The sequence below is a fragment of the Spiribacter sp. SSL99 genome (assembly GCF_009805925.1).
In the GTDB taxonomy this organism is placed as follows: domain Bacteria; phylum Pseudomonadota; class Gammaproteobacteria; order Nitrococcales; family Nitrococcaceae; genus Spiribacter; species Spiribacter roseus.
This window is the reverse complement of sequence record NZ_MAOM01000011.1, coordinates 298,174-321,004: the sequence shown is the minus strand read 5'-3', so window position 1 is coordinate 321,004 and position 22,831 is coordinate 298,174. Positions and strand designations below refer to the sequence as shown.

Here is a 22,831-nt window from a genome sequence, read left to right as displayed (position 1 = left end):
ACAGATCCATGAGCCAGACCCAGGCAATGATCGAGCGCCTGACGGCGATCGCCGGCGCCGAACACGTACTGACCGACGAGGCGGCGACGCGGCCTTACCGCACGGGCTACCGCTCGGGCAGCGGCGAGGTGGTGGCGGTGGTACATCCGGGCTCGCTGGTCGAGCTCTGGCACTGCACTCAGGCGGCGGTCGAGGCCGGCGCGGTGATCGTGCCTCAGGCGGCCAACACCGGCCTGACCGAGGGCTCGACCCCCAAGGACCACTACGACCGCCCGGCCGTTGCCATCAACGCGATGCGCATCAAAGGTCTGCAGCTGCTCGGCGACGCCGAGCAAGCCATCGCCCTGCCCGGGGCCACGCTGTTCGAGCTCACCCAGACCCTCGCGCCGTACGGGCGTGAGCCGCATTCGGTGATCGGCTCGACGTCGCTGGGCGCCACCGTGGTGGGCGGTGTCTGCAACAACTCCGGGGGCGCACTCTGCCGGCGTGGGCCCGCCTACACCGAGCTCGCCGTCTATGCCCGGGTCAACGCGCACGGTGAGCTTGAGCTGATCAACGAGCTGGGAGTGGCACTCGGTGACACCCCCGAGACCATCCTCGATCGCCTCGAGCGCGGCGATTACCGGCCCGAGGACGTGGACTGGCACGCCGGCAAGGCCAGCGACGATGGTTATCCCGAGATCATCCGCGGGGCCGATGAACCCGGCGCGGCGCGATTCAACAACGACCCGCGCCTGCTCTACGGGGTATCCGGCAGCGCCGGCAAGGTCATGGTGTTCGCCGTGCGCATGGACACCTTCGAGCAGGAGTCGGACGTGCGCACCTACTACATCGGCAGCAACGATACCGCGCAGCTCGCACAGTTCCGCGCGCGGTTCCTGCGCGAGGCGAGCAGACTGCCGATCACCGCCGAGTACCTGCACCGCGAGCTGTTCGACGTGGCGCGGCGCTACGGCAAGGACAGCTTTCTGATCATCAAGAAACTCGGCACGGCGCGGCTACCCAGGGCGTTCGCCCTCAAAAACCGCATCGACCGGCTGTTCCGCCCGCTGCCGCTGCTCCCCGACCCGATCACTGATCACGTCCTCCAGCGCCTCTCACGGCTGCTGCCGGATCCGCTACCGGCGCGGGTGGTGGAGTGGCGCGACCGCTTCGAGCATCACCTGATCCTGCGGGTGAACGGTGACATGGTCGAGGAGACCGAGGAGTTTCTTGACGAGTGCTTCCCCGAGGCGTGGTTCCGCTGCACCGCGGACGAGGCCGAGCGGGCGATGCTGCATCGCTTTGCGGCGGCCGGGGCGGGTGTGCGCTATCAGACCATCCATCATGACGAGGTCGAGGACATCCTGGCGCTGGACATCGCCCTCGCGCGCAACGATCGGGACTGGTTTGAGGAACTGCCCGAATCGATCAGCCGCGACCTGGTGCACCGGCTCTACTACGGGCATTTCTTCTGCAACGTGTTCCACCAGGACTATGTATTCCGCAAGGGCGCCGATGTGGCGGCCCACAAGGCGAAAATGCTCGAGATCCTCGATGCGCGGGGCGCGGAATACCCGGCGGAGCATAATGTCGGGCATCTGTATCCGGCCAAGCCACCGCTGGCCGCGTTCTACCGCCGTCTCGACCCGACCAACACCTTCAACCCCGGGGTCGGCAAGCTGCCGCGCGATCCTTACTACGGCCGCCCCGCCGAGGGCTGATCACGCCCCGGCGGGCTCGGCATCAAGGCCAAGGTCGAGGATCGGCGCACTGTGGGTCAGCGCACCCACCGAGATGATATCGACACCACTGGCCGCCACCGCGGCCACGGTGTCGCGGCTGACACGGCCCGAGGCCTCGGTGACGGCGCGGCCATCAACCCGCCGCACGGCCGCCGCCAGCGTGGCGGGGTCCATATTATCCAGCAGGACCGCATCCGCCCCGCCGGCGAGCGCCTCATCAAGCTGATCCAGGGTGTCGACTTCGATCTCGATTTTCACCAGATGCCCCGCCGCCGCGCGGGCCCGCGCCAGTGCCGGTGCAATCCCCCCGGCCACGGCGATGTGGTTGTCCTTGATGAGCATTGCATCATCGAGCCCAAAGCGGTGATTGACCCCACCGCCGGCGCGCACGGCCTGCTTTTCCAGTGACCGCAGGCCCGGCGTGGTCTTGCGGGTGCAGGCGATGCGGGCGGGCCGGTCCGCCACCGCATCGACCAGCGCTGCGGTGGCGGTGGCGATCCCACTGAGATGACAGAGCAGGTTGAGGGCGACACGCTCCGCCGCGAGGATCGCGTGGGCCGGACCATCCACCGACAGCACGGTCGTGCCGGCTTCGACCCGTGCCCCGTCGGGCTGTGCCACGGCGACGTTCACCGCCCCGTCCACTAGGTTGAAGGCCAGTGCCGCCGCCTCGGCTCCGGCGATTCGCCCGGCCTCGCGACTGCGCACGACCCCCTCCATGGGGGTATCGGCGGGGATGACCGCATTGCTGGTGATGTCCCCCGCCCGGCCCAGATCCTCGGCAAGTGCGGCCCGGATCAACGGTTCAAGGCCGGGTTGTGTCAGTGCCATACGACTCATCGGACCGGCCCGCCTGCCGCTACCAGCGGCTCGTGGGTCACCGGCGGCTGCGGGCACAGCGCGGCGAGCGTCAGCGCCTGCCTGGCCGGCGGCGGTGACTGCGTGTCGGCAAAGTCCCGGCGCAGATGCCCGCCCCGGCTCTCGCAGCGCCGCTGCGCCGCCGTTGCAACGAAAAGCGCGGTCAGCGCATGGTCGCGCTGCGGATCGTCGCGATCAAACGCCACGGCCGAGAGGGCATCGATTGCCTGCGCCAGCCTGTCGTTGTCCCGGACCACACCGACCGAGCGGCTCATCAACGCCCGGATCCACGGTGCGACCCGTGGCGCGGTGGGGACCGTTGCGGTGCGCGGCGTCGGTCCATCGCCGGCATCCGGCACTGACCGGACGGGCGATGCGGCAACGTCTTCGGCAATCCAACGCGCGAACACCAGCCCCTCGAGCAGGGAATTGCTGGCCAGGCGATTGGCGCCGTGGAGCCCGGTGCAGGCCACTTCGCCGCAGGCCCAGAGGCCAGGCAGGTCAGTCCGTCCCCGGTCATCAACCGCGATGCCGCCCATGTGGTAGTGGGCCGCCGGCCGGATCGGAATCAACTCGGTGGCCGGATCGATGCCGGCCGCGCGGCAGGCGGCATGCACCGATGGATAGCGCTCGGCGAAGGCGCTGCCAATCGCGCGGCGCCCGTCCAGATAGACCCGGTCGCCCGCCGCCAACGCCGCATGGATCCGCCGGGCGATCACATCGCGCGCCGCCAGATCACCGCCCGGCGTATCGGCCATCAACCGCTCGCCAGCGCCATTGACCAGGGTCGCGCCCTCGCCGCGCAGCGCTTCGGTGGCAAGCGGCATGGGATCGCGCCCCACGGCCATGGCGGTGGGATGAAACTGAACGAACTCGGCATCCGTGATGCCCGCGCCGGCGCGGGCCGCCATCGCAATGCCCGCGCCCACGGCGCCCAGGGGGTTGGTGGTCTCGGCGTAAAGCCCACTCAGCCCGCCGGTGGCCAGCACCACGGCGCGGCCCGGCAATGCCCCCTCCGCCAGTCGTACGCCATGGACGCCGCCGGCGTCGGCCAGCAGGCCGTTGACCGGCGTATTCTCGGACACGGTAATGGACGGCGTGGAACGGACCTGCTGGATCAGCGCGTTGAGGATCGCCACACCACTGCCGTCGCCGCCGACATGCACGACCCGGCGCCGGCGATGCGCGCCCTCCAGGCCCAGCGCCCAGTCGCCCTGGGGGGTGCGATCAAAGCGCGCGCCCCACCGCTCGAGCTGCGCGAGACACTCGGGTGCGGCCGCCGTGACCGCCCGGGCAACCGCCGGATCCACCAGTCCGGCGCCGGCGGCCTCGGTATCCGCCTGATGCAGGGCCGGGGCATCGTCATGGCCCAGCGCGGCGGCAATGCCGCCCTGCGCCCAGGCCGTGGCGGTGTTCTCGCGCAGGGCACCGGCGGTCAGGACCCGCACCGGCAGCGGTGCAAGCCGTAGCGCCGTCGCCAGCCCGGCGATCCCCGCCCCCACGACAATCACTGGGGGTGACGTGGCTGCGACCCGACTCACTAGACCGCCAGCATCCGTGTGACCGCCTGACGGGCGCGATCCGCCACGCCGGAGTCAATCTCGACGCGCGGGGCAAGCTGCTCCAGCGCCTGGCGGATCTTTGGCAGGGTAATGCGCTTCATGTGCGGACACAGGTTACAGGGCCGCACGAATTCCACCTCGGGCACTTCAGCCGCCACGTTATCGCTCATCGAGCACTCGGTGACCATCAACACCCGTCGCGGCTGGCGGGTCTTGACCGCGTGGATCATCTGCGCGGTCGAGCCCACCTGGTCGGCGGCGTCGAGCACATCCGGCGGGCACTCGGGATGGGCGATGACCATCAGGTCATCGTGGGCCTGGCGGTAGGCGCGGATCTCGTCGCCGGTGAACCGCTCGTGCACCTCGCAGTGGCCCTGCCAGGCAATGATCTGGACATCGGTCTGCAGCGCGACATAGTGGGCAAGGTACTCATCCGGCAGAAAGATCACCCGGTCGACACCGAGTGACTCCACCACGGCCACGGCGTTGCCCGAGGTCACGCAGATATCCGATTCCGCCTTCACCGCCGCGGAGGTGTTCACGTAGGTGACCACCGGCACCCCGGGATGGCGTTCGCGCAGTGCCCGCACATCGGCGGCGGTGATCGATTCGGCCAGCGAACAGCCCGCCGCCAGATCCGGAATCAGCACGGTCTTCTCGGGGCAGAGCAGCTTCGAGGTCTCCGCCATGAAGTGCACCCCGGCCTGGACGATGACATCGGCATCGGTCTCGGCCGCCCGGCGCGCCAGCGCCAGTGAATCGCCGACAATATCCGCGACGCCGTGGAAGATCTCGGGGGTCTGATAGTTGTGGGCCAGAATGACGGCGTTGCGTTCAGCCTTGAGGCGGTGAATGGCATCGATGTCGGGCTCCAGCGCGGGCCATTCGATGGGCGGAATCACGTCCTTCAAACGCTGCTCGGCCGCCGCCGTCTGCTCCATTACCTCTGCCATGAACCGCTCCTTATGCTCGATCTGAGCATTATTGGCGTCAACAAAATCCCGCTTATGCTGAGTTGGAGCATAAGCCCGCGGGCAGAGTTCAATCAATAGCGGTGGGTGCTGCGACTGCCCGTCTTGATGCCCACCCCCGGGGCCGGGCGCTCGAGGGTGACGGCTGGTCGAAACCGCATCAGCCTTGCGGGCCGCCCGCCGGTGCGGGTTTCATGCTGGCCCGTGGCCTCGACCAGCTGCTGGCGCTCCACCAGGCGGCGGAAGTTCTGCTTGTGCAGCCGCGTCCCGGACAGTGCCTCGGCGGTGCGCTGCAACTGCAGCAGGGTGAAAGTGGGCGGCATCAGCTCAAAGAGCAACGGGCGGTATTTGATCTTGCCCCGCAGCCGGCCCATGGCCGTTGCCAGAATGCGGCGGTGATCCGTCGCCATGGATTGATCAACGCGCGTCGCCACGGATTCCGGTGGCTCGGCGCCCTCGTCGTGCCACGCCTCCGCCACCAGCCGCGCGCCATAGAGCAGCTCATAACGCTCCAGCGAGCGCTCCTCGTCCCAGGGCGTCGAGCCATTGGCAAAGGTCAGGCGCAGCCGTTCGGCCCGCCGCCGGCGTTTGGGCGCGCTGGGCGCCTGATCCCGCCAGTCGGCCAGCGCCGCGAGCAGTCGATCGACCACCGGCGGGCGCTGGGTGCGCCAGTCCTCCCAGGGCAGATAGTCATACCAGGGCTGCCAGGCCGTCGCGCGACCGGTCTGCGGATCAGCGTCGTGAACCAGGGCCAGATAGGCCACCGAGACGGGGCGAACGTCCTGTTCCGGCGGGCCGTCATCGCCGCCGGCCCGGTTGCGGTCGGCAAAGGTATAGAGCTGCTCCATGTAACCGAGCCGCAGCCCGGTCTGGTACTCCACCCAGCTGCGCAGGCCCGCCTGGAGTGTCCGGTGATCGGGCTGCAGGGGCCCGCAGGGCAACGTATCGGGCTCACCCGGCCCGGACTGGACGGTCAGGATGCAGGGCTCGCCGTCAATCATGGCGACGATGACCGCCGTCAGATCGACCGTGGCGGGACTGGCGCGCTGGTCGAGCTCGATCACGCACTGTCCCGGTCGGGTTCACCCAGCGCATGACGCTGCAGCCGCTTGACCTCGTCACGCAGCTTGCCGGCTTCCTCGAACTCGAGGTTGCGGGCGTGCTGGTGCATCTTCTGCTCCAGCTCCTTGATGCGCTTGACCGCCTGGGCGGTGCTCAGATCGGCATAGGCCTTGGCCTCGTCGGCAACCTGCGCGTAGTGCTCGGCACTGTCCGGCGCGCTCGCCCCGCCCCGCTCCATGACATCGGCGATGGCCTTCTGGATGCCCTGGGGCGTGATGCCATGTTCCTCGTTGTGGGCGATCTGTTTCTCGCGCCGTCGTTCGGTCTCGTCGATGGCCTTTTTCATCGAATCGGTCATCTGATCGCCATACAGGATGGCCTGACCGTTGACGTTCCGCGCCGCCCGGCCGATGGTCTGGATCAGGGAGCGCTCCGCGCGCAGGAAGCCCTCCTTGTCGGCATCGAGGATGGCCACCAGTGAAACCTCCGGGATATCCAGTCCCTCGCGCAGCAGGTTGATGCCCACCAGCACGTCAAAGGCCCCCAACCGCAGGTCGCGGATGATTTCGGTGCGCTCGACGGTGTCGATATCCGAGTGCAGGTAGCGAACCCGGACGCCGTTTTCCGCCAGGTATTCGGTGAGATCTTCGGCCATGCGCTTGGTGAGCGTGGTCACCAGCACGCGCTCGCCAGCCCGGCTGCGCTCATTGATCTCGCCGAGCACATCATCGACCTGCGTGCTGGCCGGGCGCACGTCGATGGCCGGATCCACCAGGCCGGTGGGCCGCACCACCTGTTCGGCAACCGCCGAGGAATGCTGCTTTTCATAGGGCCCGGGCGTCGCCGAGATATAGATGCGCTGCGGCGCGATGGTATCGAACTCCTCGAACTTCAGGGGCCGGTTGTCGAGTGCCGAAGGCAGCCGGAAGCCATACTCCACCAGCGTCTCCTTACGGGCCCGGTCGCCGCGGTACATGCCGCCCACCTGCGAAACCGTGACATGCGATTCATCGATGAACAGCATGGCGTCATCCGGCACATAGTCGAACAGGCACGGCGGCGCCTCGCCCGGCCCGCGTCCCGACAGATAGCGCGAGTAGTTCTCGATGCCGTTGCAGTAGCCAAGCTCCTGCATCATTTCCAGGTCAAAGCGGGTGCGTTGCTCAAGGCGCTGGGCCTCGAGCAGTTTGCCGGCGCCCTGGAGCTGCTCGAGGCGCTCCTTCAACTCGACCTTGATCTTCTCCACCGCGCTCAGCACCGTGTCGCGGGGCGTGACATAGTGGGATTTGGGATAGACGGTCAGCCGCTGGACCCGACGCAGGACCTCGCCGGTCAGCGGGTCGAACCAGGCGAGGCTTTCGATCTCGTCATCAAACAGCTCGACGCGCACCGCTTCGTCCTCGGACTCGGCCGGGAAGATATCGATGACATCGCCCCGGGCCCGATAGTTGCCGCGGGCGAAGTCATAGTCATTGCGCGCGTACTGCAACTGCGCCAGCCGGCGCAGGATCCGGCGCTGATCGACGGACTCCCCCACCTCGAGATGCAGCACCATTTCGAGATAGGCGGTGGGGTCACCCAGCCCGTAGATCGAGGACACCGACGCGACGATGATGGTGTCGCGGCGCTCGATGATCGCCTTGGTGGCCGACAGGCGCATCTGCTCGATGTGCTCGTTCACCGAGGCATCCTTCTCGATGAAAGTGTCCGAGGACGGCACATAGGCCTCGGGCTGGTAGTAGTCGTAGTACGAGACGAAATACTCGACGGCGTTGTTGGGGAAAAACGCCTTCATTTCGCCGTAGAGCTGCGCGGCCAGGGTCTTGTTGGGCGCGAGCACCACCGCCGGGCGCTGCTCTTTGGCGATCAGGCTGGCCATGGTGAAGGTCTTGCCCGACCCGGTTACCCCCAGCAGGGTCTGATGCGGGTGGCCGGCGTGCAGGCTGTTGGCGAGGGTCTCGATGGCCGCCGGCTGATCACCGGCGGGCTCGAAGTCACTCTGCAGCTGAAAACGCAGTGTCTCGTCAGTCATGGCAATGCAGGCCCTGTCATGTTTGGCGTATCATCGCGGCAAACGGTAAAAAAACGGAGACCATCCTTGGCTATTGAACTCTCTGAGCGCGTCGGGCGCGTGAAGCCTTCCCCGACCATGGCGGTCACGGCCCGCGCCGCGGAAATGCGCGCGGCCGGTCACGACATCATCGGTCTGGGTGCCGGCGAACCGGATTTTGATACCCCTGATCATATCAGCGCCGCCGCGGTGCAGGCGATCCAGGCCGGTCAGACCCGCTATACCCCGGTCGACGGCACGCCGGCCCTCAAGCAGGCCATTCAGGCCAAGTTCGAGCGCGACAACGGCCTCGAGTACGACGCCAACCAGATCCTGGTGTCCTCAGGCGCCAAGCAGAGCCTCTATAACCTGTTCATGGCGGTGCTTGGCAGTGGCGACGAAGTGGTTATCCCGGCCCCCTACTGGGTGTCCTACCCGGACATGGCGCTGCTCGCCGATGGTGTCCCCCGGATCATCGAGGCTGATCAGTCGCAGCGCTTCAAGATCACGCCGGCACAGCTAGAGGCCGCCATCACCGACCGCACCCGGATCGTGGTCCTCAACAGTCCTTCCAACCCCACTGGGACCGCCTACAGCCGGGCCGAGTTCGAAGCACTGGGCGAGGTCCTGCGCCGCCACCCCGACCTGCTCATTGCCAGTGACGACATTTATGAGCCGATCCTCTGGACCGACGAGCCGTTCAGCAACATCGCCATGGTCTGCCCGGATCTGGCTGAGCGCACGGTCGTCGTCAACGGCGTCTCCAAGGCCTATGCCATGACCGGCTGGCGGATCGGCTACGCCGCCGGCCCCGCGAACGTCATCGGTGCCATGAAAAAGATCCAGTCCCAGAGCACCTCCAACGCCAGCTCGATCTCGCAGGCCGCTTCCGTTGCAGCACTCAATGGAGATCAGGGCGTGATCGGGCCCATGGTCAAGGCATTCCGCGAGCGCCATGACTTTGTCGTCAAGCGGCTTAATGCCATGAAAGGCGTGAGCTGCATCGCCGGAGACGGCACCTTCTACGCGTTCCCCGACGTCAGCGGTGCCATTGCTGCCATCGACGGCGTGGATACCGACACGGCGCTCGCCGAGCACCTGATCGCCGAAGCCAACGTGGCCCTGGTGCCCGGGACGGCGTTTGGTGCGCCCGGCCATGCCCGGATCTCCTTCGCCACCAGCATGGAGAATCTGGAAAAGGCGATGGATCGCCTCGAGGGCGCCTTCGGGCGCGGGTAGGCCCCGTTTTGATGCGCCGCGCCGGTTGACGGCGCGGCGTAAAACGCTAGACTACGCAGCGAGCTAGAGAGCGATTCCCCGGTAGCTCAGTGGTAGAGCGAGTGACTGTTAATCACTTGGTCGGCGGTTCGAATCCGTCCCGGGGAGCCATTCCGGCCAAGCGCTCACTCCCTCTCCAAGAAACTGTATTTCCTAGATGTCTATTGACAAGGCATGAGGGTGACAGTTACTCACCGGGCCATGAAATTGCATTGTGGCAGTGAACCAAGCCGTGGATTCACCCTTGTCGAGCTGGTCGTCGTCCTCGCCGTGCTGGGTATCCTGGTCGCGATTGCTGTTCCGCGTGTTCAAGGGCTCAGTGTTGATGCTGAGGTCACGAGTACGGCACGCGCATTGAGCAGCGCCGTTGACAGTCATGTCGCCCGCTCACATACAGCGCGGACCACCGGATGTGGCCTCGTTGCCTATTACTACCCACCGCAGGACGGCCGGGTATGCATCGAGGGCGAACCAGGCAGTGCTCCCGTGGCTACAAGCGGGATTGACGGCTTTGGGGATCGTCGCAGCGAGAAGCTCTGGAACCTATTCCTCGATATTCCCATCGCGGATTCCATTGGCGGTCTAGAAGAAACTGGATGGGTGGCTTCGTCAGCGACAGACTGCGGTTCGACCTCGTACACCTATTGCTGGGACTATTCCCGACCGGATGGCGAACGACTGGCGCGTATCCGCTACAACAATGACGGAAAAGCAGGTGTCGAGGTGATTGACGGGTCGGACGTCTGAGGTTGCCCGCGATGATATCGACACTGAGGGCACCCATAATCCAGCGCACTGCGCCGCCGCCCTAGGGCACCAGCCACTGCCCAGCCCAATCCCGACGGCGATCAAACCCCGCGCGCCGATGGCGATGGCCGAGGTGCAGCGCCTCGAGGTAAACGACGTTCAGCTCGATGACCGCGAAATCTTCAGGCTGGGGCCAGACGGCATAATCCAGCGCATCGGTAATGGCCAGGCCAGACGCCGGCTGAAAGCCGTAGCAGCGCTGCGCGTGCGCCGAAAGCCCACTCCATATCGACTCAACAGCCGTCCCGGTGTGGATCACGGCCTCAGCCATCACCCGGATCTGCAGGTGCGCCGTCTGGTCCCACACATGCACCGCCGCCCGGGGCGCCGCCGCGAGGTCGGCAACCTTGCCTGCTTTTCGATCGGTATATACGCACAGCTGTGAGGCCGCCCGGTCCGCGCCCCGCAGCACCACCGTCCGCACCTGAGGCCAGCCGTTGGCATCAACCGTGGCCAGTGTGGGATGCCGCGCCGCCGCCCGCCGGTCAGCCACTCCGCGGCCAAGTCGCTTCCAGGCCTGCTCGAGCAGTCCATCCAACGATTCGGCCCAGTCATGCCGCTGCTGTGTCATCCTTCGCCTTCTCTCATGTTTCTAATGGAGTGAGTGCATGCGCTGGGACCCGCGTCTCGCCGGAATGTTGCAGCTGATGGGTGCAGCGCTACGCCCGCCGCCCGGCAAGGGCCGCGTCGCCCTGGCACTCGGAATGGGTATCGTGACACATCTCGCGTTTGCCGGCGGTGTGCTTGCCATGATGATCGCCATGTTCAACGGCATGAGCGCGACCTTCGGGCGGGTCCCCCAACCCTGGGCCTGGGGCGTCAACGCGTTGCTGATCCTGCAGTTCCCACTGGCTCACTCCCTGCTGCTGACCCGCCGGGGCGGGCGATGGCTCACACGGCTGATCCCCGGCCCCCACGGCGGCACCCTGGCGACCACCACTTATGCCCTGATCGCGGCTTTGCAGCTGCTGGCGCTTTTCACGCTCTGGACGCCGAGCGGCATCGTCTGGTGGCGCGCTGAGGGCATGGTTTTCTGGCTAATCGTCGCGACCTACGGACTGGCCTGGCTGATGCTCACCAAGGCGAGTTTTGATGCCGGCGTCGAAGTCCAGTCGGGCGCGCTGGGATGGATGTCTTTGCTGGCCCGGATCAAACCCCGCTTTCCCGATATGCCGACGCAAGGGCTTTTTCGGGTGATCCGCCAGCCGATCTATGTGGCCTTCGCCCTGACACTCTGGACGGTGCCGGTGTGGACGCCGGATCAGCTGTTCCTGGCCATCAGCTACACGGCATACTGCCTGCTGGCACCGCGACTGAAGGAGCGTCGCTTTGCGGCGCGCTACGGCGAGCGCTTCGCGCGCTACAAAAACGCCGTACCCTACGCCCTACCCCGATTGCACCGCCGAGGCGAGGATCACAATGCGCAATAATCTGGCCCTTTATGACGACGTCGCCGATCAGTGGTGGTCAGACGACATCCGCTGGGTGCGAACCCTGAAAAACCTGGTCCCGGGACGACTGGCGTGGATGGACCGGCAGATCGACTGGCGCGACCGCGCCGTACTCGATCTGGGCTGCGCTGGCGGATTCATGGCCGAGGCACTGGACGACCGCGGCGCCCGTGTAAGCGGCATCGACCCGGCCGCACGAGCCATCGACGCGGCGGAGCAGCATGCCCGGGCCGAGGGGCGGGCCATTGATTACACCACCGGCGTTGGTGAGGCCCTGCCCTACCCCGATCAGGGCTTTGACGCCGTGGTCTGCGTTGATGTCCTCGAGCATGTGCAGGACCTCGATCAGGTGCTCGCGGAGGTCTACCGCGTGCTCCGACCCGGCGGCTTGTTTCTGTTCGATACCATCAACCGCAACCCACTGGCGCGGCTCGCCACCATTACGGTCGCCGAAGATATCCTGCGGCTGTTGCCCCGGGGCACCCACGACCCGGCGCTGTTCATCAAGCCGACCGAACTGCGCACGGCACTCGCCGTCGCCGGGCTTGAGGCGGGATCGTTCACCGGCCTTGGTCCCCGCGGCATCAACCGCCGCGGGGACCTGACCTTTGGCCGTCTGCCACTGACCGCGATCCTCTACATGGGCACTGCCCGGCGGCCGGTTGATGATGCTGACTGACCGGGACTAGCGCGATTCAACCTCGCGCCAGATCTGCTGGAGGAACTCGAGCGACTCACCCTGCAGGCTGGGGATGAAGGTCAGCCGTTCCATCTGCTCGTCGGTGGGCAGGATCGGCGGCTCCTGCAACACCGCATCAAGCATGGGCAGCGCCGCTGCGTTGGGGCTTGAGTAGTAGTTCCAGTTGGACAGCTGGGCGCCGATCCGGGCCTCGAGGATATAGTTGATGAAGGCGTGGGCGAGTTCGGGATTGGGCGCGTTGGCGGGGATCATCATGTTATCCACCCAGCGCTCGGCCCCCTCTTCGGGGATGACGAAGCGGATATCCTCGAAGCCTTCCGGGTCCTCGCTTTTGTAGAACAGGTAATCGCCGTTGAAGGTCATCCCGGCGGCCACCGAGCCGCGCACAAGCTGCTGGAGAATGGGGGTGCCCTGGACAAATCCGGCGAAGTTGTCGCGCTGCTTGGCGTCGAGCACCTCACGGGCCGCCGCCTCAAGGGCATCCCGACCTGTGCAGTCATAGCCCTCGCCCTGATAGGCGCACGCCGCCCCAAGACTCACCTGGGCGTCCTCGGGCACCGCGAACGGGGCATCCGGGTTGACCGTCGGGTCGAACAGGACCGACCAGCTGTTGGGGACATCGCCAAGGGCGGACTCGTCGTAGACCAGGCCCGTGGTGCCCCACTGGTAGGCAACGCTGTATTCGTTGCCCGGGTCAAAGGCCGGGTCCAGGAAGGCGTCCATCAGGTTATCCAGATTGGGCAGCCGATCGTGATCGAGCGGCTGCACCAGGTCGCTGTTGATCAGCCGCGGGACATAATAGTTCGACGGCACGATGACGTCGTACTGGCTGTCGCCGCCGGCCTGCAGTTTGGCGAACAGCTCGCCGTTGGAGTTGAAGTAATTGCGGACGACCTCGACGCCATGGCGATCTTCGAACTGCTGGATGATCGCCGGATCCATGTACTGCGACCAGTTGAATAGATAAAGGGTCTCACCCTCGAACTGGGCGCTGGCGGAACCCGCAGCGGTGGCGAGGGTGGTGGCGAGCAGACCCGCCCTGAGCGTTGGATGCGTCATGATGAGGCGCTCCTGTTGGTGGTGGATGAGGCCGATGGCCGTCGCTGGACGACCAGGCTGATCAGGGCCATGAGAAAGACGCTGCCAATCATGAGCGTGGCGATGGCGTTGACCTCGGGCGTCACCCCTTTTTTGATGGCACTCCAGATATAGATTGGCAGTGTGGTGCTCTCCGGGCCGGCGGTGAAAAAGCTGATGACAAAGTCATCGATGGACAATGTCAACGCCAGCAGAAAACTCGAGACGATCGCCGGCGAGAGCACCGGCAGCAGAAAGAAGCGGGCACGCTGCCAGGGCGCGGCGTAGAGATCCTGCGCCGCCTCGAACAGCTGCGGGTCGAGCGCCAGCAACCGGGCATTGACCAGCAGGGCGATGAACGGCACCTGAAACGTGACATGGGCGATGATCATGGTTCCCAGCCCCGGCGCCAGAATGCCAAGGCGCTCGTCGATGGCGATGAAAAAGATCATCTCGGCGATGCCGAAGATGATGTCGGGCATCACCATGGGCAGGTAGATCAGCCAGATCAGCCAGCTGAGCCGTCGCAGCCGGTAGCGGTAGAACCCGTAGCCCAGCATCCCACCGATCACGATGGCGATCAGCGACGAGGTGAGCGCAAGCGCCACGGTGTTGAGCAGCGCCCCGATGATGGCATCGTTGCTGAACAGCTGTTGGTACCAGGTCAGCGAAAACCCGGCGAAACGCGCCGATGAGTTGATGGCGTTGAACGAGTAGAACACCACCACCGCGAGCGGCGCGTAGAGAAACGCGAGCAGCAGATACCAGAACACCCGCAGGCCGCGGTCCATTGCCCGAGCGGTCATAGCAGCACCTCACGGTCACCGCCGACGCGCCGGCCCAGGTCGCGCAGCACCTTGAGCCCCACCAGCGTCACCACGATCATGATGATCGCGCCAGCGGCGCCCAGTGGCCAGTTGCTGGCCTGGACGAACTGCCGGGCCACGAGGTTGCCGATCATGGTGGCCTTGCCACCCCCGAGCAGCTCGGTGACCACGTACATACCGAACGCCGGTATCGCCACGAGCACCGTGCCGGCCATCAGTCCGGGCAGGGTCTGCGGAAAGACCGCATGCCGGAACACGGCCACCGGCGAGGCGAACAGATCACGGGCGGCCTCGACCTGCTCGGTGTCGAGGCGCTCGAACGCCGCGTAGAGCGGCAGCACCATGAACGGCAGGAAGTTGTAGACCAGGCCCACGATCACCGCGAACTGCGAGGGGAAGAGCCCCATCTGCGGCTCGGTCAGTCCCACGCGCACCGCCAGGTCCGAGACCACGGTGTCCGGCGCGAAAATATTCATCCAGCCCACCGAGCGGATCACCTGATTGGTCCACGACGGCACCACCACCGCCAGCAGCATGACGGCCCGCCAGCGTACCGGCTGGCGGCTGATGAAGTACGCGGCCGGATAGGCGATGACGATCACGATGGCGGTGGCGAGCAGGCTCTGCCAGACCGAGCGGATCAGTGTGTAGAGGTTGCCGGGCGACCAGCCGAGGAACCCGAAGCCGGCCAGCTCGCGGAACGCATCCAGCGTGAGCGGCGCGGTGGGCAGACCGTACGGTCCATTACTGAGGAATGCCATGGCGACCAGATAGGCGCTGGGCAGGACCAGAAAGACAACAATGAAAAACACCCCGGGGGCGGTGGTCGCCAGCAGATAGCGGGTATCGCGACGCAGTCCGGACAATCGATGCGGCCTCCTAATCTGAAACGGTGGCGGTGCCACGCGGTGAGACGCCGACGCGGATGGTCTCGCCCACCTGGTGCTCGGGCTGGCCGCGGTTGGCGCGGCTCGCCAGCAGTCGCAGTCCCCCGCAGGCCAGGCGATACTCGGTGGTCTCGCCCCGGTAGAGCCGCTCCTCGACGGTTGCCTCGAAACGGTTGGGGACCGTCTGCGCCTCGTCGCCCAGGCGAATGGTCTCGGGGCGCAGCAGCAGATGATCGCCCGTGCCGAATGCGCCCTCAAGGCGCCCCAGCGGGGTATCGACGCCCGCCGCGTCGCGGCCATGAATGGGGACGAAATTCTGATGACCCATGAAGCGCGCCACGAACAGCGCCGCCGGTGCCTCATAGATGGCATCGGGCGGGCCCACCTGAACGATCCGCCCGGCATCGAGCACCGCCATGCGGTCGCTCATCACCATGGCCTCCTGCTGGTCGTGGGTGACAAACACGAAGGTCATGCCCAACCGCCGCTGGAGACGCTTCAGCTCGAGCTGCAGCCGCCCGCGCAGATCGGCGTCCAGGGCGGACAGCGGCTCGTCGAGTAACAGCACATCGGGCTCATTGATCAGCGCCCGGGCCAGGGCGACGCGCTGGCGCTGCCCTCCGGACAGCTGCGCGACTTCGCGGTCGAGCAGCCCGTCGATGCCAATGAGTTCGGCCATGCGCCGGGTGCGCGCGTCGATCTCGCCGGCGTCCGTCCCCCGCATTTCGAGGCCAAAGCCGATATTGCGCCGGACATTGCGATGCGGGAACAGCGCATACGACTGGAACACGGTGTTCACACTGCGCCGGTGCGGCGGGACGCCGTCCATCACCTGTCCGCCGATGGTGATGCGTCCGCTGTCGGGCTGTTCGAGCCCGGCCAGCAGTCGCAGCAACGTGGTCTTGCCGCAGCCCGAGGGTCCCAACAGCGTGAAGAACTCCCCCGCGCCGACTTCAAGATCGACGGCATCGACGGCCCGGACGCCCTTTTCGAACGATTTGCTCGCGGCGTCCACGCGGATCGCGGATTCGGTTCGCGGGGAACCGACGGCTGGATCGGCCATGGGCAGCATCCCTCGACGGCTTTGTTTCGATGGATCGGCCAGTATACCGAAACTCGGCCGCCGATGGCGGATCAGGGCGCGGGGAGGTTGGCCTGTTCGCGGGCGAGCCGCTCGCGGGCGCCACTGCAGACGATGTCGCAGAGGTCGAAAATGAACGGCGCGGTAATCTCGAAATACGCGCGATTGCCGGCCTGGCGACGCCCGACAAGCCCTGCGGCCCGCAGCGTGGCGAGGTGCTTGGAGACATTGGAAGGGCTTGCGCCGGTGTGCGTCGCGATCTCGCCCACCGTGCGTTCGCCATCCTGCAGACAGTGGAGGATGCCCAGACGCTGGGCGTCACCCAGCACCCGGAAGTACTGGGCGATGAGCTCCATGGTCTCGGGGCGCTGGGGATCAATATCCGGCATGGCTGACTCCTTTACTATGTGAGCATGTACGCATATAGTGAGATTTCTTTCAAGGATCAGGAGCACTCATGGGTCGCCGGATTGCCAGTCTTGCCATGCACCACCCGCGAATGGTCTTTGTGGCCACGTTGCTGCTCACCCTTGTCGGCACGGCCCTGATCCCGCTCATCCAGATCGACACCGACCCCGAGAACATGCTGCCCGCCGACCAGCCCGATCGGGTGCGCCACAACGCGATCAAGGACCAGTTCAACCTCCATGACATGATTGTCGTCGGTGTGGTCAATGAACAGCGCGAAGAAGGCGTGTTCAACCCGCGCTCGCTGGCGGCCGTCCATTCGCTCAGCGATTCGGTGGCGGCCATCGACGGCGTCATCCGCCGCGACCTGCTCTCGCTGGCCACCGTCGACAATATCGCTCAGGCCGGCCCTGGCACCATCCGCTTCGAGTGGATGATGAACACCCCGCCGACCACCCAGGCCGGCGCCGACCGCATCCGCGAGGCCACGCTCGATCTGCCGCTGTTCCGCGACACCCTGATCTCGGGCGACGGCGAGGCCACCGCGCTCTACGTGCCCATCGAGTCCAAGGATCAGAGCCATCGCATTGCCGGCGAGATCGAAGAACTGATCGCGGGACTCGACAGCAGCGATGAATACCACATCACCGGCCTGCCAGTGGCCGAGGATACCTTCGGCGTCGAGATGTTCATCCAGATGGCCATCTCCGCCCCGCTGGCGGCGCTGGTGATCTTTGCCCTGATGTGGGGATTCTTCCGCTCGGTCACGCTGGTCGCGGCGCCCATGCTGATGGCCTTCGCCGTGGTGCTCACCACCATGGGGGCACTGATCGGCATGGGCTATACCGTGCATATCATGAGCTCGATGATCCCGATCTTTCTCATGCCCATCGCGGTGGTCGACTCGGTCCATATCATCAGCGAGTTCGCGGACCGCTATCGGCCCGAGCGGGGTGCGCGCGAGACCATGAAAGATGTCATGGGTCACCTGTTCACGCCGATGCTCTACACCTCGATCACCTCGGGCATCGGCTTCGCCTCCCTGGCGTTCACCCCGATTCCGCCGGTGCAGGTGTTCGGGCTGTTCGTCGGGGCGGGCATCATCCTGGCGTTCATCCTCACCATCGTGTTCATCCCCGCCTATGTGGTCAGCCTCCGGCCCGAGCGGCTGGCCGCCATGCAGGCCGCGAGCCAGCGCCGCGACCCGGAGCACACACCCCTTGCCCGGGGTCTGCAGGGGCTGGGTGGACTGGCGCTGCGGCATGCCAAATGGGTCGTGAGCGGATCGGTGATCGCGCTCGTCATCGCCGGTTATGGCATCAGCCAGATCACCGTCAACGACAACCCGGTCCGCTGGTTTCAGTCGGATCACCGTATCCGGGTGGCCGACCGCGTGCTCAACGAGCATTTTGCCGGCACCTACAGCGCCTATCTGCGGCTTGAATCGGATGTCGCCGAAGACGCCCCCGAGCGCCTGCGCGAGACCGCCGGTTCAATCATCGATGACGCCGCGCAGGAAGGCGTCTCGCTGCAGGCCCCGTGGGAGCGGATGCGGGCATCGGCACGGGCGGATAGCGAGACCTTCGAGGCCGAGCTCGAGGCGCTCGGTTCGGATCTCTCGGATCGGGTGTTCACCGCCGACGAGGCCGCCGTTCCCTATTGGGAGTCACTGCTCACGGCCGTGGATGAGACCCGCGGCGCGTTGAATTACTTCCAGCGCCCCGAAGTGCTGCGCTACATGGCCGACTTTGAGCAGGCGCTGGTGGAATCCCCCGAGGTGGGCAAGGTCAACAGCCTCACCGACCTGGTGCGGACCGTCTATCGCGAACTGCGCAGTGGCGAGTCAGCGGACTATCGCATCCCGGATTCGCGCCGGGGCGTCGCCCAGACGCTGCTGAGCTTTCAGGGCTCACACCGCCCGCACGATCTGTGGCGGATGGTGACGCAGGACTACCAGGCGGCCAATCTCTGGCTGCAGCTCTCGAGCGGTGACAATCAGGACATGCAGGCCGTGGTGGACCGCGCTCAGGCCTATGTGGCCGAGAACCCCCTGCCCGAGGGCGTGAGCATGAGCTGGGGCGGTCTGAACTACATCAACGTGGTCTGGCAGGACGCCATGGTCAAAGGCATGGCGCAGAGTCTGGCGATTGCCTGGGTGATGGTGGCGATCATGATGCTGGCGCTGTTCCGGTCACTGCGCTTTGGCCTGCTTGCCATGATCCCGATGACCGTCAGCATCGCGCTGATCTATGGCGTCATCGGGCTGATCGGCAAGGCCTATGACATGCCCATCGCGGTGCTTTCGTCGCTGACGCTGGGTCTGTCGGTGGACTTCGCCATCCACTTCATCGAGCGCAGCCGCGAGGCCTATCGGCGCACCGGCCGGTTCATGGAGAGCATGCGATCGGTGCTGGGCGAACCCGCCCGCGCGATCAGCCGCAACGCCATCGTGATCGCGCTGGGTTTCACGCCCCTGCTGGCGGCGCCACTCGTGCCCTACAACACGGTCGGCATCTTTCTGGCGAGTATCATGGCCGCCTCGGCCCTGGCCTCGATCGTCCTGCTGCCGGCGATCCTGTCCCTCGGGCGGTCGAAGTTCATGCCGGATACCACCCCCCACACCGATGACTCGACGGAGGTGCACTCATGACGCCTGCACTCAGACTTGCCCTGGTACTGACCGCCGGCCTGCTGACCGGCGCGGCTCAGGCCCAGATGACCGATGCCACCGCGATCGTCGAGGCCGCCAATAAGGCGTCCTACTACGCCGGCGACGACGGTCGTTCCGCGGCCCGCATGATGATCGTCGATGGCGACGGCAATCGGCAGCGCCGGCAGTTCACGCTGCTGCGTCAGGACGTCGCGGATGGCGGCGATCAGCGCTATCTGGTGGTGTTCAGTCGCCCGGCGGATATCCGCGGCACGGTCTTTCGTGTGGAAAAGCACGTCGGCGAGAGTGATGATCGCTGGCTGTATCTGCCGGCCCTGGATCTGGTCAAGCGCATCGCCGCGGGCGACAAGCGGACCAGCTTTGTCGGCTCGCATTTCTACTACGAGGACATTTCCGGGCGCGGTGTTGGCGAGGACCGCCATGCCCTGCTCGAGACCACCGACGACGCCTATATCATCGAGAGCACGCCGCGCGATCCTGCGGCGGTGGCGTTCGCGCGCTACCGCACACGCATCGACCGCGACACCCTGCTGCCCATGCGCACCGAATACGAGCGCGAGGACGGCGAGGTGTACCGGCGCATGGAGATCACCGAGGTGGAGACCATCGACGGCTACCCCACCGGGACCGAGACGCGCATGACGGATCTGGACAGCGGCGGCTATACCGTCACCCAGTTCCGCTATTCGGAATACGACATTGGCCTGCCGGCGGACATCTTCAGCGAGCGCTCGCTGCGTAACCCGCCACGGCAATGGCTGCGCCGGAACTGAGTGCAGGAGGCCATCGCTCATGCTCCACACAGCACGACCCATCGCCGCAAGGCTGGTCCTGCTCATCGCCCTGGGCGGACTGGCACCGGCACTCGCCGGCGCCCAGGACACCGATGAGGGCTGGGACGACGAGGGCTGGGGAAGCGACCCCTGGGCCGAGGAGCAGACCGGCTGGCAGTGGTATGGATTCATCGAGGGGGCGGTGGCGCCCCGCCTGCAGTCCGATCCGGCCGTCAATGACGACTTCACCCTGGCCGAGACGCGCCTGCAGCTGGAAGGCGAGCGTCGGCTGGGCGACTACACCGCCAACCTGAAGGGCGATGTCTGGCTCGACGGGGTCGAGGACGGCGGCCGCGGCGACCTGCGCGAAGCCAATCTGGCCGGCCGGCTGACCGCGCAGACCGACGTCGTCGTGGGTCGCCAGATCATCACCTGGGGCACCGGTGATCTGGTCTTCCTCAACGACCTGTTCCCCAAGGACTATGTGGCGTTTTTCAGCGGCCGCAGCGACGAGTATCTGAAAGCCCCCACGGACGCGCTGAAGCTCTCCTGGTTCGGCCCCCTGAACGTCGACTTTGTCTGGATGCCCCGGGCGGTCCCCAACCGGTTCATCACCGGCGAGCGCCTGTCCTATTTCAGTCCACTGGCGGGTCGACGGGTGGCGGCGCCGCCCAAGCTCGATCCACGCGATCGCGATGACTTCGGTGGCGACAGCGAACTGGCCCTGCGGTTGTACCAGACGCTGAACGGCGTGGAAGTGGCGGGTTACGCCTACCACGGGTTCGACAATCAGCCGAGCGCCCGGGATGCCGACGGCCGGGCCTACTTCCCGCGTCTGTCATCCCTGGGGGCAAGCGTCCGTGCGCCGGTCCTCGGCGGGATCGGCAACCTGGAGACCGCCTATTACCACGGTGAGGACGATAGCGGCCGGGACCCGGACCGGCCCAACGACCAGTGGCGCTGGCTGGCGGGATACGAGAGCGAGCCGCTCTCGGATCTGACCCTGGGCTGGCAGTACTCGCTGGAGTGGATCCAGGACCACGACGCCCTGCTCGCCGCCCTGCCGCGGCAACAGCGGCGCTATGCGCCTGACGAATACCGGCATCTGCTGACCAACCGCATCACCTGGCAGAGCCCACGACAGGATCTGACCCTGTCGATGTTCACGTTCTACTCACCCTCGGACGCCGATTACTACCTCCGGCCCCGGGCGCAGTACCGCTTCAGTGATTCACTGACCGGCACCGCCGGCGCCAACCTGTTCGGCGGCGAGGATGACTGGACCTTTCACACGCAGCTCGAAGACAACAGCAACCTTTACCTGCGACTTCGATACAGCTTCTAGGCGGCGACAGGTCCGTCAGGCGTCACGCTCGGTCAGATAGCGGGCGAACGCCTCGCCGAATTCGGGGTGTTTGACCCCGAATTCGACGGTGGCCTGCAGATAGCCGAGTTTGTCCCCGCAGTCATAGCGGGTGCCCTCGAACTCATAGGTGAAAACGGGGGCATCCTGCATGAGCGCGGCGATGGCATCGGTGAGCTGTATCTCGCCACCCGCACCGGGCGAGGTGGCACGGAGTTTCTCGAAAATACGCCCATCGAGCACATAACGGCCGACAACGCCCAGATTGGAAGGCGCCCGCGCCGGGTCAGGCTTCTCGACAATGCCTTTCAACCGGCCCAGACGCGGCGATACCGCCTCGGTATCCACGACGCCATAGCGGTCCGTGCGCTCCGGCGGCACACGCTCGACACCGAGAATACTCGCGACCTGTTCGTCGTAGCGCTCCACCATCTGGGCGAGGCAGCCGCCGTTGCGCTCGTCATCGATCAGGTCGTCTGCAAGAATGACGGCGAACGGCTCGTCGCCGACCACCGGCTCGGCGCAGAGCACCGCATGGCCGAGACCCAGCGCCTCGGACTGGCGGATATAGATGCAGGCCACCTCGGGCGGTACGATGTTGCGGACCGCTTCAAGGCGCTCGAGCTTGCCCGACTCCTCGAGCTCGGTCTCAAGCTCGTAGGCCTTGTCGAAATGATCCGGAATGCTGCGCTTATTGCGCCCGTTCACGAAAATCAGGGTTTCGATACCGGCCCGCACCGCCTCTTCGGCGGCGTACTGGATGAGTGGCTTATCAACGACCGGCAGCATTTCCTTGGGATTGGCCTTGGTCGCCGGCAGGAAACGCGTTCCCAGACCGGCAACCGGGAAAACCGCTTTGCGCACTCGCTGAGTCATTGCCACTACTCTCCCTGTTGGACACTTGTTGTTCTGGTGCTGAGCATAAACCAAGCCGGCAGACCTGTCAGGCCTGCCGGCGGTGGCTGGGCATGAGTGATTGCGGGTCGAGGCTCAGTCGAGGGTCACCGACTCGCGCAGACTCTCGAGGGTGGCCGCGCCGATGCCGTTGACCCGGGTCATGGCGTCAATGCGCTCGAAAGGCCCGTTCTCCTCCCGGTCCTGGATGATGGCTTCGGCAGTCGCGGGGCCCACCCCGTTGAGCTGCTGAAGACGGTCGATGCCCGCCTCATTGACGTTGACGGGATCAGTGCTGGCGACGGCGGCGCCGGCGAACAGGCTGGAAGCGGCCAGCAGGCCGAGGGAACGCGAAACAGTCATAGCAGGCTCCTTGGTTGGGCTAAT

The 22,831-nt window shown here is 65.9% G+C and carries 21 protein-coding genes and 1 tRNA gene; 9 read left to right on the top strand and 13 right to left on the bottom strand.

Features of this window, described 5'->3' with window-relative positions; translation table 11 throughout:
- Positions 1-8: 8 nt before the first annotated feature.
- Entirely contained in the window at positions 9-1,703 is a 1,695-nt protein-coding gene (dld, locus tag BA899_RS03425) for a D-lactate dehydrogenase (protein ID WP_159299713.1), read from the top strand.
- Here the strand turns inward: dld and nadC are convergent, their stop codons facing one another.
- The 5 genes from nadC to uvrB form a co-directional block, all read right to left on the bottom strand.
- On the bottom strand, positions 1,704-2,555 hold the full coding sequence (nadC, locus tag BA899_RS03420) for a carboxylating nicotinate-nucleotide diphosphorylase (protein ID WP_200833036.1): 852 nt from the start codon (positions 2,553-2,555) through the stop codon (positions 1,704-1,706).
- Positions 2,556-2,560: 5 nt separating this feature from the next.
- Positions 2,561-4,123, bottom strand: a complete 1,563-nt coding sequence (locus BA899_RS03415) for an L-aspartate oxidase (protein WP_200833035.1) — start codon at positions 4,121-4,123, stop codon at positions 2,561-2,563.
- Positions 4,123-5,097, bottom strand: coding sequence for a quinolinate synthase NadA (nadA, locus tag BA899_RS03410; RefSeq protein ID WP_159299711.1), 975 nt, complete (start codon positions 5,095-5,097; stop codon positions 4,123-4,125). Before nadA ends, BA899_RS03415 begins: the two co-directional genes overlap by 1 nt.
- Before the next feature lie 92 nt (positions 5,098-5,189).
- Positions 5,190-6,179: a hypothetical protein gene (locus BA899_RS03405; protein WP_144347625.1), complete on the bottom strand. Its 990-nt coding sequence runs from the start codon at positions 6,177-6,179 to the stop codon at positions 5,190-5,192.
- A complete protein-coding gene (gene uvrB / locus BA899_RS03400; protein WP_148121842.1) occupies positions 6,176-8,209 on the bottom strand; it encodes an excinuclease ABC subunit UvrB in 2,034 nt (677 codons plus the stop codon). Before uvrB ends, BA899_RS03405 begins: the two co-directional genes overlap by 4 nt.
- A 66-nt stretch (positions 8,210-8,275) precedes the next feature.
- On the opposite strand from uvrB, the gene BA899_RS03395 reads away from it, so the two are divergent.
- The 3 genes from BA899_RS03395 to BA899_RS03385 all read left to right on the top strand — a co-directional run bounded on the left by BA899_RS03395 (position 8,276) and on the right by BA899_RS03385 (position 10,252).
- A complete protein-coding gene (locus BA899_RS03395) occupies positions 8,276-9,466 on the top strand; it encodes a pyridoxal phosphate-dependent aminotransferase (protein ID WP_069134315.1) in 1,191 nt (396 codons plus the stop codon).
- Between the two features lie 75 nt (positions 9,467-9,541).
- Positions 9,542-9,616: transfer RNA gene (locus tag BA899_RS03390), tRNA-Asn, on the top strand.
- A 90-nt stretch (positions 9,617-9,706) separates the two neighbouring features.
- Entirely contained in the window at positions 9,707-10,252 is a 546-nt protein-coding gene (locus BA899_RS03385) for a prepilin-type N-terminal cleavage/methylation domain-containing protein (protein ID WP_159299710.1), read from the top strand.
- 61 nt (positions 10,253-10,313) lie between these two features.
- Here the strand turns inward: BA899_RS03385 and BA899_RS03380 are convergent, their stop codons facing one another.
- On the bottom strand, positions 10,314-10,883 hold the full coding sequence (locus tag BA899_RS03380) for a pyridoxamine 5'-phosphate oxidase family protein (RefSeq protein WP_159299709.1): 570 nt from the start codon (positions 10,881-10,883) through the stop codon (positions 10,314-10,316).
- Between the two features lie 37 nt (positions 10,884-10,920).
- Between BA899_RS03380 and BA899_RS03375 the strand changes: the two genes are divergently transcribed.
- Entirely contained in the window at positions 10,921-11,742 is an 822-nt protein-coding gene (locus BA899_RS03375) for an isoprenylcysteine carboxylmethyltransferase family protein (protein ID WP_159299708.1), read from the top strand.
- A complete protein-coding gene (ubiG, locus tag BA899_RS03370) occupies positions 11,732-12,442 on the top strand; it encodes a bifunctional 2-polyprenyl-6-hydroxyphenol methylase/3-demethylubiquinol 3-O-methyltransferase UbiG (protein ID WP_159299707.1) in 711 nt (236 codons plus the stop codon). Before BA899_RS03375 ends, ubiG begins: the two co-directional genes overlap by 11 nt.
- A 6-nt stretch (positions 12,443-12,448) precedes the next feature.
- Here the strand turns inward: ubiG and BA899_RS03365 are convergent, their stop codons facing one another.
- From BA899_RS03365 to BA899_RS03345, 5 genes are all read right to left on the bottom strand, one after another.
- On the bottom strand, positions 12,449-13,522 hold the full coding sequence (locus BA899_RS03365) for a PotD/PotF family extracellular solute-binding protein (RefSeq protein ID WP_110883032.1): 1,074 nt from the start codon (positions 13,520-13,522) through the stop codon (positions 12,449-12,451).
- On the bottom strand, positions 13,519-14,346 hold the full coding sequence (locus BA899_RS03360) for an ABC transporter permease (protein ID WP_144347632.1): 828 nt from the start codon (positions 14,344-14,346) through the stop codon (positions 13,519-13,521). The genes BA899_RS03365 and BA899_RS03360 overlap by 4 nt, the downstream gene beginning before the upstream one ends.
- Complete coding sequence (locus tag BA899_RS03355) at positions 14,343-15,233, bottom strand: ABC transporter permease (protein ID WP_144347633.1); 891 nt, start codon at positions 15,231-15,233, stop codon at positions 14,343-14,345. Before BA899_RS03355 ends, BA899_RS03360 begins: the two co-directional genes overlap by 4 nt.
- 13 nt (positions 15,234-15,246) lie before the next feature.
- Entirely contained in the window at positions 15,247-16,317 is a 1,071-nt protein-coding gene (locus tag BA899_RS03350) for an ABC transporter ATP-binding protein (protein ID WP_235012797.1), read from the bottom strand.
- Positions 16,318-16,388: 71 nt separating this feature from the next.
- On the bottom strand, positions 16,389-16,724 hold the full coding sequence (locus BA899_RS03345; protein WP_110883036.1) for a helix-turn-helix transcriptional regulator: 336 nt from the start codon (positions 16,722-16,724) through the stop codon (positions 16,389-16,391).
- A 68-nt stretch (positions 16,725-16,792) separates the two neighbouring features.
- Here BA899_RS03345 and BA899_RS03340 point away from each other — a divergent pair, with 68 nt between their 5' ends.
- Genes BA899_RS03340 through BA899_RS03330 form a run of 3 tightly spaced genes read left to right on the top strand, consistent with a single transcriptional unit; the run spans position 16,793 to position 21,532 of the window.
- Positions 16,793-19,393: an RND family transporter gene (locus BA899_RS03340; RefSeq protein ID WP_159299706.1), complete on the top strand. Its 2,601-nt coding sequence runs from the start codon at positions 16,793-16,795 to the stop codon at positions 19,391-19,393.
- A complete protein-coding gene (locus BA899_RS03335) occupies positions 19,390-20,187 on the top strand; it encodes an outer membrane lipoprotein-sorting protein (protein ID WP_159299705.1) in 798 nt (265 codons plus the stop codon). The genes BA899_RS03340 and BA899_RS03335 overlap by 4 nt, the downstream gene beginning before the upstream one ends.
- 19 nt (positions 20,188-20,206) lie before the next feature.
- A complete protein-coding gene (locus BA899_RS03330; protein WP_159299704.1) occupies positions 20,207-21,532 on the top strand; it encodes a DUF1302 family protein in 1,326 nt (441 codons plus the stop codon).
- 15 nt (positions 21,533-21,547) lie between these two features.
- Here BA899_RS03330 and galU read toward each other — a convergent pair whose 3' ends face one another.
- Together galU and BA899_RS03320 are read right to left on the bottom strand one after the other, a co-directional pair.
- A complete protein-coding gene (gene galU, locus BA899_RS03325) occupies positions 21,548-22,426 on the bottom strand; it encodes a UTP--glucose-1-phosphate uridylyltransferase GalU (RefSeq protein WP_159299703.1) in 879 nt (292 codons plus the stop codon).
- Between the two features lie 114 nt (positions 22,427-22,540).
- Entirely contained in the window at positions 22,541-22,807 is a 267-nt protein-coding gene (locus BA899_RS03320; protein WP_159299702.1) for a helix-hairpin-helix domain-containing protein, read from the bottom strand.
- Between the last annotated feature and the right edge of the window lie 24 nt (positions 22,808-22,831).

What these genes read in the sequence shown, in the direction of transcription:
- dld (WP_159299713.1), top strand. Translation starts at nt 9, where the DNA reads ATGAGCCAGACCCAGGCAATGATCGAGCGCCTGACGGCGATCGCCGGC.
- nadC (WP_200833036.1), bottom strand. Translation starts at nt 2,555, where the DNA reads ATGGCACTGACACAACCCGGCCTTGAACCGTTGATCCGGGCCGCACTT.
- nadA (WP_159299711.1), bottom strand. Translation starts at nt 5,097, where the DNA reads ATGGCAGAGGTAATGGAGCAGACGGCGGCGGCCGAGCAGCGTTTGAAG.
- uvrB (WP_148121842.1), bottom strand. Translation starts at nt 8,209, where the DNA reads ATGACTGACGAGACACTGCGTTTTCAGCTGCAGAGTGACTTCGAGCCC.
- BA899_RS03385 (WP_159299710.1), top strand. Translation starts at nt 9,707, where the DNA reads ATGAAATTGCATTGTGGCAGTGAACCAAGCCGTGGATTCACCCTTGTC.
- BA899_RS03380 (WP_159299709.1), bottom strand. Translation starts at nt 10,883, where the DNA reads ATGACACAGCAGCGGCATGACTGGGCCGAATCGTTGGATGGACTGCTC.
- BA899_RS03375 (WP_159299708.1), top strand. Translation starts at nt 10,921, where the DNA reads ATGCGCTGGGACCCGCGTCTCGCCGGAATGTTGCAGCTGATGGGTGCA.
- ubiG (WP_159299707.1), top strand. Translation starts at nt 11,732, where the DNA reads ATGCGCAATAATCTGGCCCTTTATGACGACGTCGCCGATCAGTGGTGG.
- BA899_RS03365 (WP_110883032.1), bottom strand. Translation starts at nt 13,522, where the DNA reads ATGACGCATCCAACGCTCAGGGCGGGTCTGCTCGCCACCACCCTCGCC.
- BA899_RS03360 (WP_144347632.1), bottom strand. Translation starts at nt 14,346, where the DNA reads ATGACCGCTCGGGCAATGGACCGCGGCCTGCGGGTGTTCTGGTATCTG.
- BA899_RS03350 (WP_235012797.1), bottom strand. Translation starts at nt 16,317, where the DNA reads ATGGCCGATCCAGCCGTCGGTTCCCCGCGAACCGAATCCGCGATCCGC.
- BA899_RS03345 (WP_110883036.1), bottom strand. Translation starts at nt 16,724, where the DNA reads ATGCCGGATATTGATCCCCAGCGCCCCGAGACCATGGAGCTCATCGCC.
- BA899_RS03340 (WP_159299706.1), top strand. Translation starts at nt 16,793, where the DNA reads ATGGGTCGCCGGATTGCCAGTCTTGCCATGCACCACCCGCGAATGGTC.
- BA899_RS03335 (WP_159299705.1), top strand. Translation starts at nt 19,390, where the DNA reads ATGACGCCTGCACTCAGACTTGCCCTGGTACTGACCGCCGGCCTGCTG.
- BA899_RS03330 (WP_159299704.1), top strand. Translation starts at nt 20,207, where the DNA reads ATGCTCCACACAGCACGACCCATCGCCGCAAGGCTGGTCCTGCTCATC.
- galU (WP_159299703.1), bottom strand. Translation starts at nt 22,426, where the DNA reads ATGACTCAGCGAGTGCGCAAAGCGGTTTTCCCGGTTGCCGGTCTGGGA.
- BA899_RS03320 (WP_159299702.1), bottom strand. Translation starts at nt 22,807, where the DNA reads ATGACTGTTTCGCGTTCCCTCGGCCTGCTGGCCGCTTCCAGCCTGTTC.